The 17260-nt window shown below is 70.0% G+C and carries 12 protein-coding genes; 11 read left to right on the top strand and 1 reads right to left on the bottom strand.

The genetic code is table 11. The annotated features are described in order from the left end of the window. The first annotated feature begins 106 nt into the window (after positions 1-106). From E4N62_RS31690 to E4N62_RS31680, 3 genes are all read left to right on the top strand, one after another. Positions 107-1492 carry an aspartate ammonia-lyase gene (locus E4N62_RS31690; protein WP_230219874.1) on the top strand — a complete coding sequence of 462 codons (1386 nt, stop codon included), beginning with the start codon at positions 107-109 and terminating at the stop codon, positions 1490-1492. Between the two features lie 114 nt (positions 1493-1606). Then, complete coding sequence (locus tag E4N62_RS31685; RefSeq protein ID WP_230219873.1) at positions 1607-2299, top strand: DUF402 domain-containing protein; 693 nt, start codon at positions 1607-1609, stop codon at positions 2297-2299. Positions 2300-2657: 358 nt separating this feature from the next. After that, the gene (locus E4N62_RS31680; RefSeq protein WP_374117092.1) at positions 2658-4760 is read left to right on the top strand and encodes a SpoIIE family protein phosphatase; all 2103 of its coding nucleotides are present in this window, start codon (positions 2658-2660) and stop codon (positions 4758-4760) included. A 315-nt stretch (positions 4761-5075) separates the two neighbouring features. Here the strand turns inward: E4N62_RS31680 and E4N62_RS31675 are convergent, their stop codons facing one another. Beyond that, positions 5076-7454: a transglycosylase domain-containing protein gene (locus E4N62_RS31675; protein ID WP_230220311.1), complete on the bottom strand. Its 2379-nt coding sequence runs from the start codon at positions 7452-7454 to the stop codon at positions 5076-5078. A gap of 344 nt (positions 7455-7798) precedes the next feature. Between E4N62_RS31675 and E4N62_RS31670 the strand changes: the two genes are divergently transcribed. The 8 genes from E4N62_RS31670 to E4N62_RS31635 all read left to right on the top strand — a co-directional run bounded on the left by E4N62_RS31670 (position 7799) and on the right by E4N62_RS31635 (position 17140). Next, a complete protein-coding gene (locus E4N62_RS31670) occupies positions 7799-8323 on the top strand; it encodes a PadR family transcriptional regulator (RefSeq protein WP_033531809.1) in 525 nt (174 codons plus the stop codon). After that, complete coding sequence (locus tag E4N62_RS31665; protein ID WP_230219871.1) at positions 8320-9024, top strand: ABC transporter ATP-binding protein; 705 nt, start codon at positions 8320-8322, stop codon at positions 9022-9024. Before E4N62_RS31670 ends, E4N62_RS31665 begins: the two co-directional genes overlap by 4 nt. Beyond that, complete coding sequence (locus E4N62_RS31660) at positions 9021-11375, top strand: ABC transporter permease (protein ID WP_230219870.1); 2355 nt, start codon at positions 9021-9023, stop codon at positions 11373-11375. Before E4N62_RS31665 ends, E4N62_RS31660 begins: the two co-directional genes overlap by 4 nt. Positions 11376-11475: 100 nt before the next feature. Further along, complete coding sequence (locus E4N62_RS31655) at positions 11476-12009, top strand: carboxymuconolactone decarboxylase family protein (protein ID WP_230219868.1); 534 nt, start codon at positions 11476-11478, stop codon at positions 12007-12009. A gap of 172 nt (positions 12010-12181) precedes the next feature. Further along, positions 12182-12964 (top strand): class I SAM-dependent methyltransferase, encoded by a 783-nt coding sequence (locus E4N62_RS31650; RefSeq protein ID WP_230219866.1) that lies wholly within the window; start codon positions 12182-12184, stop codon positions 12962-12964. Between the two features lie 612 nt (positions 12965-13576). Continuing rightward, on the top strand, positions 13577-14350 hold the full coding sequence (locus E4N62_RS31645) for an isoprenyl transferase (RefSeq protein ID WP_230219864.1): 774 nt from the start codon (positions 13577-13579) through the stop codon (positions 14348-14350). A gap of 350 nt (positions 14351-14700) precedes the next feature. Further along, positions 14701-16026, top strand: coding sequence for a PhoH family protein (locus tag E4N62_RS31640; protein ID WP_230219862.1), 1326 nt, complete (start codon positions 14701-14703; stop codon positions 16024-16026). Between the two features lie 388 nt (positions 16027-16414). Beyond that, positions 16415-17140, top strand: a complete 726-nt coding sequence (locus tag E4N62_RS31635; RefSeq protein ID WP_230219860.1) for a transglycosylase SLT domain-containing protein — start codon at positions 16415-16417, stop codon at positions 17138-17140. Positions 17141-17260: the final 120 nt, after the last annotated feature.

The raw sequence follows: 17260 nt of genomic DNA, 5'->3' as shown, positions 1-17260 counted from the left end.
TTCGGCCTGAACGGCCTCGTCCGCGAACGCCGGACGGGCTGGTCCGGGCCCACCCTCACGGCCTACCGCCGGGAACACCACGGGTGGCCTGGACGCTGTACCCGTCATGAGTGACTACCGCGTCGAACACGACTCCATGGGCGAGGTCCGCGTGCCGGCGGACGCCAAGTGGCGGGCCCAGACCCAGCGGGCGGTCGAGAACTTCCCGGTCTCCGGGCAGCACATCGAGCGCGCCCACATCGAGGCCCTGGCCCGGATCAAGGGCGCGGCCGCGAAGGTCAACGCCGAACTGGGTGTGCTCGACAAGGACATCGCCGAGGCCATCCGGGAGGCGGCCGAGGAGGTCGCGGAGGGCCGCTGGGACGAGCACTTCCCGGTGGACGTGTTCCAGACGGGCTCCGGGACCTCGTCGAACATGAACACCAACGAGGTCGTCGCCACCCTCGCGAGCGAGCGGCTCGGGCGGGACGTGCACCCGAACGACCACGTCAACGCCTCGCAGTCGTCCAACGACGTGTTCCCCTCCTCCATCCACATCGCCGCCACCGCCGCCGTCACGCGTGATCTGATCCCCGCGCTGGAGCATCTCGCCGACGCCCTCACCCGCAAGTCCGTGGAGTTCGCGGACGTCGTGAAGTCCGGTCGTACCCATCTCATGGACGCCACACCGGTCACTCTCGGCCAGGAGTTCGGCGGGTACGCGGCCCAGGTGCGGTACGGCGTCGAGCGGCTCACGGCCTCGCTCCCCCGGCTCGCCGAACTCCCCCTGGGCGGAACGGCGGTGGGGACCGGCATCAACACGCCGCCCGGGTTCTCCGCAGCCGTCATCGCGGAGGTCGGGCGGTCCACCGGGCTGCCGCTCACCGAGGCGCGGGACCACTTCGAGGCGCAGGGCGCGCGGGACGGGATCGTCGAGACGTCCGGGCAGCTCCGGACGATCGCCGTCTCCCTCACCAAGATCGCCAACGATCTGCGGTGGATGGCGTCGGGCCCGAGGACCGGTCTCGCGGAGATCTCCCTGCCCGACCTCCAGCCCGGTTCCTCGATCATGCCGGGCAAGGTCAACCCGGTGATCCCGGAGGCCGTGCTCATGGTCGCCGCGCAGGTCACGGGCAACGACGTCACGGTCACCACGGCGGGCGCCTCCGGCAACTTCGAGCTCAACGTCATGCTGCCGGTCATCGCCAAGAACGTCCTGGAGTCCGTCCGGCTGCTGGCGAACGTCTCGCGGCTGCTCGCCGACCGGACCGTGGACGGGATCGTCGCGAACCGGGAGCGGGCCCGTGAGTACGCCGAGTCGTCCCCGTCCGTGGTCACCCCGCTCAACAAGTACATCGGGTACGAGGAGGCCGCGAGGGTCGCCAAGAAGGCGCTGGCGGAGCGCAGGACCATCCGGGAGGTCGTCCTGGACGGTGGTTACGTCGAGCGCGGCGACCTGACACTGGAACAGCTCGACGAGGCTCTGGATGTCCTGCGCATGACGCGGCCGTGACCGGACGGCGGATTCCGGCCTTCGTGGGTGTCACCCGGGTAACCGATTCCCGCCAAGGCGTGAACCGTGACCGGTACCGCAGCGTCATATGCGCATGACACCTAATATCTGCGCATGGGAGACGACGGAGTGGTGAGACGAGTGGAAGCGGGCGGGTCGGCGGCGTTCTGGGAGCCGGGGAGTCAGATCCTGTGGCGTTACCGGGAGAACAGCGGCGAACGCTTCCATATCGCGCGTCCCGTCACGGTGGTGCGCGACGACGCGGAGCTGCTGGCCGTGTGGATGGCACCCGGGACCCAGTGTGTACGGCCCGTGCTGGCGGACGGCACCTCGCTGAACTCGGTCCCCCTCGCGTCCCGCTACAAGGAGCCGCGCGGCGTACGGCTCGGCAGGTGGTCGGGCTCCGGAGTGCTGAAACTGGCGCGGCCGGGAGAGCCGTGGTCGGTGTGGCTGTTCTGGGAACAGGGTTGGCGTTTCAAGAACTGGTACGTCAACCTGGAGAGGCCGCTGGCCCGCTGGGACGGCGGCGTGGACTCCGAGGACCACTTCCTGGACATCTGCGTGTATCCGGACCGAACGTGGAACTGGCTCGACGAGGACGAGTTCGCGCAGGCCCAGCAGGACGGTCTGATGGATGCTCAGGCGGCCGAGCGGGTACGGGAAGCGGGGCATTCGGCGGTGGAGGTGATCCACGCGTGGGGCGCGCCGTTCTCGGACGGTTGGCAGCACTGGCGCCCGAATCCGGCGTGGGGAGTACCGTCTCTCCCGGACGACTGGGACCGTACGCCCGCGCACTTGTCCTCATGAGACCCTTGATGCGCCCCCGGTCCGCAACCGTAGGATCGTCCTCCGCAATGGCTCACAGGGGCAACTCCCGCAGTTCGGGCAGGGCTTGACCGTACGTCACCGAGGGGCGGCAAGACGTGATCAAGGGGTACGAGGGTTACACCGGGACGAGCCGGAGACGGCCCGACGGACGGGCAGTACTGTCGTTCGCCGAGCCCGCCGGTACCGTGTGTGGCACAGAAACTGCCTCTGACCACGCGGGAATTCCGTTCCCAGGACACGTAATCCGGGTATCGGCCTTTCTGCGGGACGAAGGATCGGGTTTGCGGGACGCACTGCGCTCACGACGCGCAGTCCCGGACGGATGGATTCGACACGCGTGACGGAGCACCCCACCTCCCACGAGCGCCCTCAGGGCGGCGCCGGCCCCACGGACCCCCGCGGGGCGCTTCTGCGTACCCAGGAGCCGATGCGCACCGCGCCCGCCACGGCCTTACCCGCTCAGGCACGCAAGGGTGACGCGCCGGCCGAGCCGGGCAGCGCGGTCCCCTGCACGAAGAGCGGGCAGGCCCCCTCGGAGCACGCCCAGCCGGCGGTCTCCGAGCACGCGCAGCCCGCGGCGACCGAGCCCGACCCGCACCGTCCGAGGCCCGCGCCGGAGACCATCCCGGCGCAGCCCGGCGGCGACCCGGACCGGTCGGGCGGCAACGGCGGCGGCGGTCCGGAGCGGCGCGGCGGGCAGGGAGTGCCGCCCGGCGCCCCCATGCCGATGCGGCGTGACGGCGACCGGCTGCGCTTCGTGGGCGCCGCGACCCGGCGGATCGCCCGGGGCATAGACCTCGACGAGATCGTCATGGGTCTGTGCCGGGCCACCGTGCCGACGTTCTCGGACGCGATCCTCGTGTATCTGCGCGAGCCGCTGCCGGTCGGGGACGAGCGGCCCACCGGGCCCATGGTGCTGCGGCTGCGCCGCACCGACCGGATCCCGGAGGAGCGGGACACCGAGGGCGGCTTCATGCCCTCCTCGCTCCAGCCCGAGCAACCCATGGACCTGGCGGTCGTCACCGCCGAGCAGTGCGAGGTGCGGCCCGGAGGGGCGCTCGCCGAGGTGCTGCGGGGTGTGCGCCCGGTCTTCGCGGACGCGCCCGCCGCGCACGACGCGCTGCCGGAACTGCTCGGCCCGGACGCCGAACTGACCGTGCCGACCGGCCAGCGGGCGATCCTCGCCCCGTTGCGCGGCCGGCGCCGGGTGATCGGCGCGGCCGTCTTCCTGCGCCGCCCGGAGCGGATGGCGTTCGAGCAGGACGACCTGCTGGTCGCCGCGCAGCTCGCCACGCACAGCGCGCTGGGCATCGACAAGGCGGTGCTGTACGGCCGCGAGGCGTACATCGCCGACGAGTTGCAGCGCACGATGCTGCCGGAGGCGCTGCCGAAGTGCACCGGCGTGCGGCTCGCGCACCGGTATCTGCCGGCCGCCGAGACCGCGCGGGTCGGCGGCGACTGGTACGACGCGATTCCCCTGCCGGGGAGCCGGGTCGCGCTGGTCGTGGGCGATGTGATGGGTCATTCGATGACCTCGGCCGCGATCATGGGTCAGCTGCGGACCACCGCGCAGACGCTGGCGGGGCTGGACCTTCCGCCGCAGGAGGTGCTGCACCACCTCGACGAGCAGGCCCAGCGACTCGGTACGGATCGCATGGCGACCTGTCTGTACGCGGTGTACGACCCGGTATCGCACCGGATCACCATCGCCAACGCCGGGCATCCGCCGCCGGTGCTGCTGCATCTCGGCGGGCGTGCCGAGGTGCTGCGGGTGCCGCCGGGCGCGCCGATCGGTGTGGGCGGGGTCGACTTCGAGGCCGTCGAGCTGGACGCGCCCGCCGGTGGCACGCTGCTGCTGTACACCGACGGGCTCGTGGAGTCCCGGCTGCGGGACGTGTGGACCGGGATAGAGCAGTTGCGGGAGAAGCTGGCCGCGACCGCGCAGTTGACCGGGCCGGATCATCCGCCGCCGCTGGAAGCGTTGTGCGACGAGGTGCTGGACATGCTCGGCCCGGGGGACCGGGACGACGACATCGCGCTTCTCGCCGCGCGCTTCGATGGGATCGCTCCCAGCGATGTCGCGTACTGGTTCCTGGAACCGGAGGAGATGGCTCCGGGGCGGGCGCGTCGGCTGGCCCGGCACGCCTTGTCCCGCTGGGGGCTTGAGGAACTGACCGACTCGGTCGAGCTGCTCATCAGCGAGGTCGTGACGAACGCGGTGCGGTATGCGACGCGGCCCGTCACCCTGCGGTTGTTGCGGACCGATGTGCTGCGGTGCGAGGTGACCGATGACGTGCCTCAGCTGCCGCGGCTTCGGCAGGCTCGTGCGACGGACGAGGGGGGCCGTGGGCTCTACCTGGTCAATCGGCTGGCGAAGCGGTGGGGGGCCACTCGGTTGAGTGCGGGGAAGGTTGTGTGGTTCGAGCTCAACCAGGCGTGAGCGCTCTGCTGGGTCGAGCCGTTGAGAGCTCGGGAGCGGCTGTACTCCGAGGGGCGCGGGTTCGTCGTGGCTGGTCGCGCAGTTCCCCGCGCCCCTTAGAAGCAAAAGACACAAGCAAAAGGGCGCCCGGTGAGATCACCGGGCGCCCTTCGCTTGTCGCCTGCGCTAGGGCGTGTTTCGGAAGTCCCTTCTGCTCTGCGACGCCCGGCACGCTCCCCCGGTCTCGGCTGGCGCTCGACCGGGAGGTACCCCCACCGCCGCACCGGACGCCGCAGAGCCGCCCTTCGGGCGACGAAGGGACTTCCGAAACACGCCCTAGTCGTCCGCCTGTGGATCGTTCGGGTTCGTCGGGAACTCGATGCCGCCGTTGTCGCCCGACGGGGTCTCGTCCGGGGAGGTCGCCGGAGTCGTCGAGGGCTCGCTGGTCGGCTCCTCCGTGGTGGGTGTCTCCGAAGGAGTCTCGGACGGCGTCTCCGACGGGGTCTCGGACGGCGTCTCCGAAGGAGTCTCGGACGGCGTCCGCGACGGGGTCGGGGACTCCGTCGGCGCGACCGCGGCACCCTGCTTGGTGTCGAGGTCGAACTTGGTGGTCTTGCCCATGACGCCGAAGGTGTACGTGGCCCAGATCTGGGCGGGGAAACCACCGCCGTTGACCCGGGGGACGCCGAGGGCGTTGTACATGGAGACGTGCTTGCCGTTCTTGCTCATGTCCTCGCCGAACAGGCCGACGGAGGTCACGAGGTTCGGCGTGTAGCCGGTGAACCAGGCGGAGCGGTTCTCGTCGGAGGTACCCGTCTTGCCCGCGACCTGCTGGCCGTTGCGGGCCGGGTTGTCGCGGACGGACGTCTTGGCCGTACCGTCGTCGACCACGCCGGTGAGGACCGAGGTGACCGTGTCGGCGGCCTCGCGGGTGATGACCTGCTCGCCGATCGGGTCGTCGAACTCGACTTCGTCGTCCCGGCGTTTGGCCTCGGCGAGGATGGTCGGGGTGACCTTCTTGCCGTGGTTGTCGAGGGTGGCGTAGATGCCGGCCATCTCCAGCGGGCTGGCGCCCATGGAACCCAGGGTCTGGGCGGGGACCGCCTGCATGCCCTCGGTGTCCATGCCGAGCTTCCCGGCGACCTCCATGACCTTCTCCATGCCCACGTCGACGCCCATCTGCGCGAAGACGGAGTTGATGGACTTGTTCATGGCGGTCTGCACGGTGACGTCGCCGTAGTTGACGTTGTCCTCGTTCGGCGGGGCGAAGCCGACCGCGGTGCCGTCGTCCTTGACCTTGTGCCGGCTGTCACCGTCGTAGACCGTGCTGGCGGTGATCGGGTCGCCGTCCTGCGTCTCGGCGTTCTCGTCGACGGCCGCGGCGAGGATCACGGGCTTGAAGGTGGAGGCGGGCTGGTAGTCGCGGCGGGTGGCGTTGTTGGTGAAGTGCTTGACGTAGTCGACGCCGCCGTACATGGCGACGACCTTGCCCGTCTTCGGGTCGACGGAGACGGCACCGGCCTGGATGTGCTGGTCGACCTTGCGCTTCTTCGGGTCGAGCTTGCTGGTGAGGCGTTCCTCGACGGCCTTCTCCAGCGCGGCCTGCTTCTTCGGGTTGATGTTCAGCGTGATCGTCCAGCCGCGCCTGTCGATGAGCGCCTTGGCGTCCTCGGTGTCGTCCGCCTTGCCCGAGGCCACGAGCTGCCTGGCCAGTTGGTTGTTGGCGGCCTCGACCAGGTAACCGTTCTGACCGGCCATGCCGGCGGCGGCCTGGGGCGCCTTCGGCTTGGGGAGCTTCATGCCCGCCCGCTCCGAGGCGGTCAGCTGCTTCATCTCGACCATGTTGTCCAGCACGTAGTTCCAGCGCGCCGTGACCAGCTTCTTGCCGGTCGGGGTGGCCGTGGCCAGGTCGTACTGGCTGGGGGCCTGGAGCAGCGCGGCGAGGTACGCGCCCTCCTCGACCGTGAGCTTGTAGGCGTCCTTGCGGTAGTACGCCTGGGCGGCGGCCTGGATGCCCGACGCACCGCGGCCGTAGTAGCTGGTGTTGATGTAGCCCGCGAGGATGTAGTCCTTGGTCTCCTCGCGCTCCAGCTTCAGGGAGATGACCAGTTCGTTGAGCTTGCGGGTCACCGTCTGGTCGGACGTCAGGTAGTAGTTCTTGACGTACTGCTGGGTGATGGTCGAGCCACCCTGCTTGCCCTTGCCGGAGAGGGTGTTGATGACACCGCGCGCCATGCCCTTGAGGTCGACGCCGGGGTCGCTGTAGAAGGTCTTGTTCTCAGCGGCGACGAAGGCCATCTGGACCTTCTTGGGGACCTTGTCGAGCTCGACGATCTCGCGGTTGGTGTCGCCGGTGCGGGCGAAGATCTTGCCGTTGGAGTACTTGTAGACGTTGCTTTCCTGCGTCGCCTCGGGGTTCCCCTTGGGGATGTCGATCATCAGGTAGAGCACGATGAAGGCGCCCATGCCGAGGAGACAGACACCGAAGAAGGCGCCGAGGATCTTCTTCCAGGTGAAGAGGCGGCGCAGGAAGCTCCTCTGACCCTTCTTCTGCTTCTTGTTGCCGGCCTTGGCCGCGGCGCGGGCCGCCGCCCGGCCTCCGCCCTCCGGCGGGGCTATGACCGCCGTCGCCCCCGCATCGCCTCCGGACGAGGGCTGGGGCGCCGCGCGGCGACCGCCGCGCTGCCGCGCTCGTCTTTCTTCCGCTCGTCCCATGGCTCCGGTCCGCTCCGCCTTCTGCTCGGTCTCATACGTCACTCGGGTCTTGTCAGCTCAGCAAGCTAACACCGAGGACTATGACAAGGGGGAGTCGGTCCGCTCCGTGGCGACGTGACAAAGCGCACGCGCGACGCGTGTCCACAGACCTCATCCCACCGGAACGGACGTTCCAGCAGGGGCGATGGTTGCCCCACCCGGCTCATGAGTTTCCGACGCGTTCCTGACGTTCTCGGTGACAGAACCGTGACAATCACCTCTGACCTGCGTCCCCTCCCCTCCGGTAGCGACCTATACACGGTAGGTATACGTGCGGTGTATACCCCGTGTGTACAGTCGTGCTCATGTCCATCGGTCACACTCTCCTGGGACTCCTGGAGTCCGGGCCCCGACACGGTTACGACCTGAAGCGGGCCTTCGACGAGAAGTTCGGTCACGACCGGCCTCTGCACTACGGCCAGGTCTACTCGACGATGTCGCGCCTGCTGAAGAACGGCCTCGTCGAGGTCGACGGCATCGAGCCCGGCGGCGGCCCCGAGCGCAAGCGGTACGCGATCACCGAGGCCGGCATCACGGACGTCCAGCGGTGGCTGGCGACACCCGAGAAGCCCGAGCCGTATCTGCAGTCGACCCTCTACACGAAGGTCGTCCTCGCCCTGCTCACCGACCGGAACGCGGCCGACATCCTCGACACCCAGCGTTCCGAGCACCTGCGCATGATGCGCATCCTCACCGACCGCAAGCGCAAGGGCGACCTGGCCGACCAGCTGATCTGCGACCACGCCCTGTTCCATCTGGAGGCCGATCTGCGATGGCTGGAGCTGACCGCCGCCCGACTGGGCAAGCTGGCCGAGGCGGTGACCCGGTGAACCCGACCGCCTCTCCGGCCCCCGCCGGCTCCCTGCTCGTCGCGACCGACCTGCGCAAGGCCTACGGCCCGACCACCGCGCTGGACGGCGCCGAGTTCTCCATCCACCCCGGCGAGGTCGTCGCGGTGATGGGGCCCTCCGGCTCCGGGAAGTCGACGCTGCTGCACTGCCTCGCCGGGATCGTGCCGCCCGACTCGGGCTCGATCACCTACAACGGCCGCGAGATGGTGTCCATGAACGACGCCCAGCGCAGCGCGCTCAGGCGTAGCGAGTTCGGGTTCGTCTTCCAGTTCGGCCAGCTCGTCCCGGAGCTGACGTGCGTGGAGAACGTGGCCCTGCCGCTCCGGCTGAACGGCGCCTCCCGCAAGGAGTCCGAGCGGACCGCCCTCGGCTGGATGGAACGCCTGGAGGTCGACGACCTCGCCCGCAAGCGGCCCGGTGAGGTCTCCGGCGGCCAGGGCCAGCGGGTCGCCGTCTCGCGCGCGCTGGTCACGGGCCCCCGGGTGCTGTTCGCGGACGAGCCCACCGGCGCGCTCGACTCCCTCAACGGCGAACGGGTGATGGAGCTGCTCACCGAGGCCGCCCGGTCCACCAACGCCGCCGTCGTCCTCGTCACGCACGAGGCACGGGTGGCCGCCTACTCGGACCGCGAGATCGTCGTACGGGACGGGAAGTCCCGGGACATGGAGCGCGTCGTATGAGGTCCGCCGTGTTCCGCCAGTGGTACCGGGACCTGGCGATGGGGGTGCGGTTCGCCTTCACCGGGGGCCGTGAGGGCTGGGTGCGCGCCGCGCTCACCGCGGTGGGCGTCGGCCTCGGGGTGGCGCTGCTGCTGCTCACGGCCGCGGTGCCGAACGCGCTGTCGACGCGGGGAGCCCGGGAGGAAGCCCGGCAGGACCGGGGAATCGGCTACCTGGAGAACAACACCCGGTCCAAGCCGACCGACCGGAGTCTGCTCGTCGCCGACACCGACACCGAGTACCGGCACCGGGAGATAAGGGGACGGCTCCTCGAACCCGAGGGCGAGCACGCGCCGCCACCGCCGGGGCTGGACGAGTTCCCCACGCCGGGCGAGATGATCGTCTCCCCCGCGCTCGCCGAACTGCTGAAGTCGGACGCCGGGGAACTGCTGCGCGACCGGCTGCCGTACGAGACCGCGGGCACCATCGGCGAGGCCGGGCTGATCGGCTCGGGGGAACTCGCCTACTACGCCGGCGCCGAGGGGCTCGCCCAGCGGATCAACGGCTCGGTGGTGGCCCGGATCGACCGGTTCGGGGCGACCGAGCAGCCCGCCGACGAGGAGATGGACCCCATCCTGCTCCTGCTCGTCCTGGTCGTCTTCGTGGTGCTGCTGATGCCGGTGGCCGTCTTCATCGCGGCGGCCGTACGGTTCGGCGGGGAGCGGCGCGACCGCCGACTGGCGGCACTGCGGCTGGTCGGTTCCGACGGGCGGATGACACGCCGGATCGCGGCGGGCGAGGCCCTCGCGGGCGCGGCGCTGGGGCTGGTCTTCGGCACCGGGTTCTTCCTGCTCGGCCGGCAGATCGCCGGTTCGGTCGAGGTGTTCGACGTCAGTGTGTTCCCGAGCTACCTCGACCCCTCCCCCGGCCTCGCGCTGCTGGTCGCGTTCGCGGTGCCGGCCGCCGCCGTCCTCGTCACCCTGTTCGCGCTGCGCGGCGTCGTCATCGAACCGCTCGGGGTGGTCCGTACGGCGAGGCCCGCGCGGCGCAGGCTCTGGTGGCGGCTGCTGCTGCCGCTCGGCGGTCTCGCGCTGCTCTACCCGATGGTCGGCCAGGGGTCGGAGAACGGGGAGTTCAACGAGTACATGGTGACCGGCGGTGTCGTCCTGCTCCTCGTCGGCATCACCGCGCTGCTGCCGTGGGTCGTCGAGGCGTTCGTCGCCCGGCTGGGCTCCGGCCCTCTCTCCTGGCAACTGGCCGTTCGCAGGCTCCAGTTGAGCAGCGGCCCGGCAGCCCGCATGGTCAACGGCATCGCGGTGGCCGTGGCCGGCGCGATCGCCCTGCAGATGCTGTTCGCCGGGGTCGAGGGCAGGTTCACCCGGCCGACCGGGAAGGACACCACACGGACCCAACTGGAACTCTCCATGCCGGACGACCTCCCGGTGAGCGCGGTGGGCCAGGAGCTGAAGCGGGCCAAGGGCGTGAAGGCCGCCGCGACGCTGTCCGACGCGGAGGTCTCCGCCACCGCCAAGGACCCCGAGGAATGGGCCCGGGTGACCGTCGGCGACTGCGCCGCGCTGCGCGAGCTCGCAAAGATCTCCTCCTGCCGCGACGGCGACGTCTTCACGCTGAGGGCCTCGGAGGACCCGGTCACGGCGAAGCTCGTGACCGCCGGGAACACGCTGTACTTCGACGCGTCCTACAGCGGAGAGGAGCGGGGCTCCGAGATCGCCTGGAAGCTGCCGGACTCTTTGCGGAAGGTGTCCGCCCGCGCCGACACGCTGCGGCCGGGGACAGGGGGGCTGCTGGTCACTCCGAGCGCCCTGCCCGCCAAGGCGGAGGACGAGCTCGACAGCACCGTCTACGTACGGGCGGATCCCCGGGTTCCGGACGCCCTCGACGAGGTGCGCAACGCCGCCGTCGCCATCGATCCGCTCATCCGGACCTGGGAGTGGGAGTCGATCACACGGGCCGACGAATTCACGGACATCCGCACCGGTCTGCTGGTCGGCGCGTCCGCCGTACTGGTCCTCATCGGCGCGAGCCTCCTCGTCTCCCAGCTGGAGCAGCTGCGGGAACGCCGCAAGCTGCTGTCGGCGCTGGTCGCCTTCGGTACACGGCGCCGCACGCTCGGCCTGTCCGTGCTGTGGCAGACCGCCGTCCCGATCACGTTGGGCCTGGTCCTCGCCATGACGGTCGGGCTGACCCTGGGCGCGGTGCTGCTACGGATGACGAACGTGGACGTGTCCGTCGACTGGTCCGGGGTGCTGTCCATGACCGGCATCGGCGCGGGCGTCGTCGTCCTGGTCACGGCACTGAGCATGCCGCCGCTGATGCGGATGATGCGGCCGGAGGGGCTGCGGACGGAGTAGACCGGTGCCGCGGCGGCCCCGCGGCACCGTCACACTGGACCCCGCCGACCGCTCGCCCGGCAGTGAGGACGACCGGCAGTGAGGACGAAGTGAGGACGCCATGTCGCTCGACACCCTGAGGTCCCTGATCCCGGACTACGCCAAGGATCTCCGCCGGAACCTCGACGCGGTGCTCGGTGACTCCGGGTTGTCGGCACAGGGGTTGTGGGGGACGGTGCTGGCCACGGCGATCGCGTCGCGTTCGCCGGTCGTGCTGCGCGAGCTGGCGCCGGAGGCGAGGGCGCGGCTGTCGCCGCAGGCGTACACGGCGGCGAAGTCCGCGGCCGCGGCGATGGCGTTGAGCAACGTCTTCTTCCGTACGCGGCATCTGCTGTCCGACCACGAGTACGGGGCGCTGCGGACGGGGCTGCGGATGAATGTCATCGGCGACCCCGGGGTGGACAAGGTCGACTACGAGTTGTGGGCGCTGGCCGTGTCCGCGATCAACGGGTGCGGGGCGTGTCTGGACTCGCACGAGCGGGTGCTGCGGAGGGCCGGCGTGAGCCGGGAGACCGTGCAGGAGGCGTTCCGGGTCGCGTCGGTGGTGCAGGCGGTGGGGGTCACGGTGGAGGCGGAGTCGATTCTCTGCGAGTAGGGGCGCCGGGAGCGGGGTGGCTTGGATTCGCCTACGAGCTCGGCGGGTGAGGTCGTGGGGCGGCCGCGGGTCGGATGTGGTTGATCGCGCAGTTCCCCGCGCCCCTGAAGGAGCCTGCGGTCCTTCATAAATGCGGTCGCGCGCGCACTCGCCTTCTTGGGAGGCTCGCTCCATGGCCTCCTCCCTCCCCTCCCCCACCTTCGAGAGCCTCGTCGCCGAGGCCGATGCCGTGCCCACCGACGGGTGGGACTTCTCCTGGTTCGAGGGGCGGGCCACCGAGGCCCGGCCCTCGTGGGGGTACGCGCGCGGGATGGCCGAGCGGCTCGGGCGGGCCTCGGCGGCGCTGGACATCCAGACCGGGGGCGGTGAGGTGCTCGGTTCCGCTCCGCGGTTTCCGGCGGTGACCGTGGCCACGGAGGGGTGGCCGCCGAACGTCGCGAAGGCGACCGCCCTGCTGCACCCCCGGGGCGCGGTGGTGGTGGCCAGTGCGGAGGACGCGCCGCTGCCGTTCGCCGACGGGGCGTTCGACCTGGTCACCAGCAGGCACCCGGTGCGGGCGCACTGGTCGGAGATCGCCCGGGTCCTGCGGCCCGGCGGCACGTACTTCGCACAGCACGTGGGGCCGAGCAGCGTCTACGAACTCGTCGAGCACTTCACCGGACCGTTGCCGGAGGAGAACCGGAACGCCCGCCACCCGGACGGGGAGCGCGCCGACGCGGAGGCGGCCGGCCTGGAGATCGTGGATCTGCGGGCCGAGCGGCTGCGGATGGAGTTCTTCGACATCGGGGCGGTCGTGCACTTCCTCAAGAAGGTCGTCTGGATGGTCCCCGGCTTCACCGTCGAGGCGTATCTCCCGCAGCTGCGCGCCCTGCACGAGCGTATCGAGGCCGAGGGCCCGTTCGTGGCGCACAGCGCCCGCCATCTGTTCGAGGCCCGCAGGCCGTCGGCCGGCTGAGCCGGTGTCCACATCGTTATCGCCCGCGGCTTGGCTTCCCCGGGTCTACTCGCGTAGGTTCAGACCAAGGTAATTCGCGTGAGCAAAGCTGCGCGGCACGGCCTCGCGCAGTGGAGGGGGCTGCGCGAAGCCGTGCGCCCCGCCGTCGGCGTCAAGCGCGCGTTCCGCCCGCGCTCACCCGTACGGGGACGCCGAGCCCCTCCCTCTCGGAAGTCGCACAAGGGTACCCAAACCCCACATTCCCACTGGGATTCCTTCATTTCCCCTTGGAATCCGCCGGGATTCGGCCATGATCGCCCCTCGATCACACCCTGAATGAACGCCTCCGCACTCACCGCCACGCTGTCGTCCGACTTCGGAGAGTAGTTGTGGCACGCCGATGCACGCAGCATCACTCACGAAGGGTTATGGTGGAAACCCCCCCTCGGGCCGGTCCGTCTCCCCCCCACGGACCGGCCCGTTTTTCTGCCCGGAAGGCGGCCCTCCGACGAGGCCGCCGCCGGGGCCCCGGAGGGCGTCCGACCCCGCGCACCCCTTGGCGTAGTTGGCCTCCAGCCCCGGTAGGCTCTGCCAACCTAGGGGACTGCCACCGCACCGGAGGGGCTGGAAGACGTGAACCTGCGCGACACACTGCGCGGCCTGTTGGTCAAGGTCTACGCACGCAGGGTCGAGGGCCACCTGGACCACGCCCAGGTGCCCGAGCACATCGGCGTCATCGTGGACGGCAGCCGCCGCTGGGCCAAGGCCGCGGGCTCCACCACGGTGCAGGGCCACCAGGCGGGGGCGAACAAGATCGAGGAGTTCCTCGGCTGGTGCACCGAGACGGACGTGAAGGTCGTCACTCTCTGGCTGCTGTCCACCGACAACTTCAACCGCCCGAAGGAAGAGCTCGTCCCGCTGCTCGGGATCATCGAGGACACCGTCCGCTCCCTCGCCGCCGACGGCCGCTGGCGCGTGCACCACGTCGGCGCGCTGGACCTGCTCTCCTCCGGGATGCAGCGCACGCTCAAGGAGGCCGAGGAGGCCACCGCGGACGTCGACGGAATACTGGTCAACGTGGCCATCGGGTACGGCGGACGCCAGGAGATCGCCGACGCCGTCCGGTCGATGATCCAGGACGCGCAGGAGCGCGGCACCTCGATGGAGGAACTCGCCGAGAACGTCTCCGTGGACCTGATCGGCAGCCATCTCTACACCGTCGACCAGCCCGACCCGGATCTGGTGATCCGCACGAGCGGCGAGCAGCGGCTGTCCGGATTCATGCTCTGGCAGACCGCCCATTCCGAGTACTACTTCTGCGACGTCTTCTGGCCGGCCTTCCGCAAGGTGGACTTCCTGCGCGCGCTCCGCGACTACGCCGCGCGACACCGCCGCTACGGAGGCTGACCCTCCGCGATACGCGTGAGGTGTGTATCGCCCCCACCGGGACAGAAGTAACGAGGAGTTCACCGGGCCGCCGTCGTACGGCTTGGCATGGCGGCGCACGTTCGAGGGCATAAGCCAGTCAGGTCGACGCCCGAACCACGGGTGTCGGATCTCAGCGGGCGGCTCGGGGCCGTCCGCCCGGGAGGCCCTTTGCACCAGCCCGATCGTGCGGTCACAGCACGGACGAAGCAGCGGAGGGCCGGTCACCGGCCCGTGCAACGGCGCCGACGACCGGTCGCTTGTTCCCACCCTGCCCACCCTGGGTTCAAACCCGTCGCTCCCCGACCTCATCCGAGGGGGTACGTCCTTCCGTGGTGACCAGCACAAAGCGCCGCATGCCAGACCGGCGCACCTACGTTCTCGACACCAGCGTCCTGCTGGCCGACCCGAATGCTTTGAACCGCTTCGACGAGCACGAAGTCGTGCTGCCGATCGTGGTGGTCACGGAGCTGGAGGCGAAGCGGCACCATCCCGAACTCGGCTACTTCGCCCGGCAGGCCCTGCGCCTGCTCGACGAGTTCCGGGTCCGGTACGGCCGCCTCGACGCCCCCATCCCGATCGGGGACCTCGGCGGCACCGTACGGGTCGAGCTCAATCACTCGGATCCCAGCGTGCTGCCGAGCGGCTACCGCCTGGGGGACAACGACTCCCGGATCCTCGCGGTCGCCCGCAATCTGCAGGCCGAGGGCTTCGACGTCACCGTCGTGTCGAAGGACCTCCCGCTCAGGATCAAGGCGTCCTCCGTGGGCCTCCTCGCCGAGGAGTACCGCGCGGAGCTGGCCATCACGGACGCATCCGGCTGGACCGGGATGTCCGAGCTGACGCTGCCGGGCGAACAGGTCGACATCCTCTTCGAGGAAGGGTCGATCTACGTCCCCGAGGCGAGCACGCTGCCCGTCCACACCGGCCTGACGATCCAGTCGGAGCGCGGCAAGGCGCTCGGCCGCGTCACGCCCGACGGCAACATCCGTCTGGTGCGCGGCGACCGGGAGGCGTTCGGCATCAAGGGGCGCAGCGCCGAGCAGCGCATCGCGCTGGATCTGCTGCTCGACCCGGACGTGGGCATCCTGTCGATGGGCGGCCGGGCCGGCACCGGCAAGTCGGCGCTCGCGCTGTGCGCGGGGCTGGAGGCCGTGCTCGAACGGCGCCAGCACCAGAAGGTGATGGTCTTCCGGCCGCTGTACGCGGTGGGCGGGCAGGAACTCGGCTATCTGCCCGGTTCCGAGTCCGAGAAGATGAGCCCCTGGGCGCAGGCGGTCTTCGACACGCTGTCCGCGGTCACCAGCCGCGAGGTCATCGAGGAGGTCACCGCGCGCGGCATGCTGGAGGTCCTGCCGCTGACGCACATCCGCGGCCGTTCCCTGCACGACGCGTTCGTGATCGTGGACGAGGCCCAGTCGTTGGAGCGGAACGTCCTGTTGACCGTTCTGTCCCGGATCGGTGCGAATTCGCGGGTCGTTCTGACGCATGACGTCGCCCAGCGGGACAACCTGCGGGTCGGTCGCTACGACGGCGTCGTGGCCGTGGTCGAGAAGCTGAAGGGCCATCCCCTCTTCGCCCACGTCACGTTGACGAGGTCCGAACGGTCCCAGATCGCGGCCCTTGTGACCGAAATGCTGGAGGACGGCCAGGTTTAACCCGACCCCCACACCAACCCCGGGGCGCCGCCCGGCAAAAGGCTCAGCAGCCTAGCCGGGCGGCGCCTCGGCGTGTGGGCTTTTCCTGGAATCTCCGGCGTCAAACGAGGTGTGACCTTTCACACTCACCACTGAATTGCCTCCCGGTGTCGGGTTACGGCAGAGTCTCATTCCTGTCAGGCCCCGCATACGACACACCTGTACCCCCAGCGGTACGGAACAACAGCACCACCAGGTCAACTCAACAGCGTCGTCGTATGCCGCCCGAGCACCACGCGGCGCTCCCCGCATGGGGAGTTGCCCACCGGGCCCGCGCCTCCGTGACCCCGCAGTTGGGAGGCCAGCGTCAGGGGCACGATTGCGTCCGCCAGGGTCACCGAGGCGGGCGATGCTGGAAGGAAACCGTGTGAGCCGGATTTCGGTCCGGGGATTCGCAGTGGCCTCGGCCACCGCGGTCACCGCAGTCGGCAGTGTCGTCGGAGTTGCCTCGGGCAGCACCGCGCAGACGACCACTGACGACGCCGAGGCGGTCGCGAACGACACCACGTTGCTCGCCGACATACCCGTGGGCCAGCAGGCCCAGGTGCAGACCGCGTCCCTGACTGCTCAGGCCGACGCCCAGGCCATCGCCGCCGACGCGAGCGCCCGTAAGGACGCCGAGGAGACCGCCCGTAAGAAGGCGGCCCAGGACGCGATCGACAAGCAGAAGGCCGCGGAGAAGGCGGAGCAGGAGCGCAAGGCGAAGGAAGCGGCGGAGGCCGAGGCCAAGTCGAAGGCCGCTGCCGCCGGCTCGCTCGGTGACATCCCCGCACAGAGCTCGTACACCGTCGCCGAGATCCAGGCGATGGCGAAGGCGGTCGTGGCCAGCGACCAGTGGACGTGCTTCAGCAACATCGTGAACCACGAGTCCACCTGGAACTACAAGGCCGTGAACCCCTCCTCGGGCGCCTACGGTCTCTTCCAGGCGCTGCCCGCCGGTAAGTACGCCTCCGCCGGTTCCGACTGGCGGACCAACCCGGCCACGCAGATCAAGTGGGGCCTGAACTACATGGAATCGCGCTACGGCAGCCCGTGCGAGGCCTGGACGTTCTGGCAGGCCAACCAGTGGTACTAGGGGGTGTTTCGAAAGTCCCGCACAGCACCCACGGCGCCCGGCACGCACTCTCGCCGCACCGGCCGAAACCCCAAGTACACCCAGTACGAGGGCTTTCGTCCGGCACGCCGAGAGCACGCA

It is taken from the genome of Streptomyces sp. MNU76, assembly GCF_020982545.1.
GTDB lineage: Bacteria > Actinomycetota > Actinomycetes > Streptomycetales > Streptomycetaceae > Streptomyces.
The sequence above is the reverse complement of the archived record's forward strand: the minus strand, read 5'-3'. Positions and strand labels throughout refer to the sequence as shown.

What these genes read in the sequence shown, in the direction of transcription:
- E4N62_RS31690 (WP_230219874.1), top strand. Translation starts at nt 107, where the DNA reads ATGAGTGACTACCGCGTCGAACACGACTCCATGGGCGAGGTCCGCGTG.
- E4N62_RS31685 (WP_230219873.1), top strand. Translation starts at nt 1,607, where the DNA reads ATGGGAGACGACGGAGTGGTGAGACGAGTGGAAGCGGGCGGGTCGGCG.
- E4N62_RS31675 (WP_230220311.1), bottom strand. Translation starts at nt 7,454, where the DNA reads ATGGGACGAGCGGAAGAAAGACGAGCGCGGCAGCGCGGCGGTCGCCGC.
- E4N62_RS31670 (WP_033531809.1), top strand. Translation starts at nt 7,799, where the DNA reads ATGTCCATCGGTCACACTCTCCTGGGACTCCTGGAGTCCGGGCCCCGA.
- E4N62_RS31660 (WP_230219870.1), top strand. Translation starts at nt 9,021, where the DNA reads ATGAGGTCCGCCGTGTTCCGCCAGTGGTACCGGGACCTGGCGATGGGG.
- E4N62_RS31655 (WP_230219868.1), top strand. Translation starts at nt 11,476, where the DNA reads ATGTCGCTCGACACCCTGAGGTCCCTGATCCCGGACTACGCCAAGGAT.
- E4N62_RS31650 (WP_230219866.1), top strand. Translation starts at nt 12,182, where the DNA reads ATGGCCTCCTCCCTCCCCTCCCCCACCTTCGAGAGCCTCGTCGCCGAG.
- E4N62_RS31635 (WP_230219860.1), top strand. Translation starts at nt 16,415, where the DNA reads ATGCTGGAAGGAAACCGTGTGAGCCGGATTTCGGTCCGGGGATTCGCA.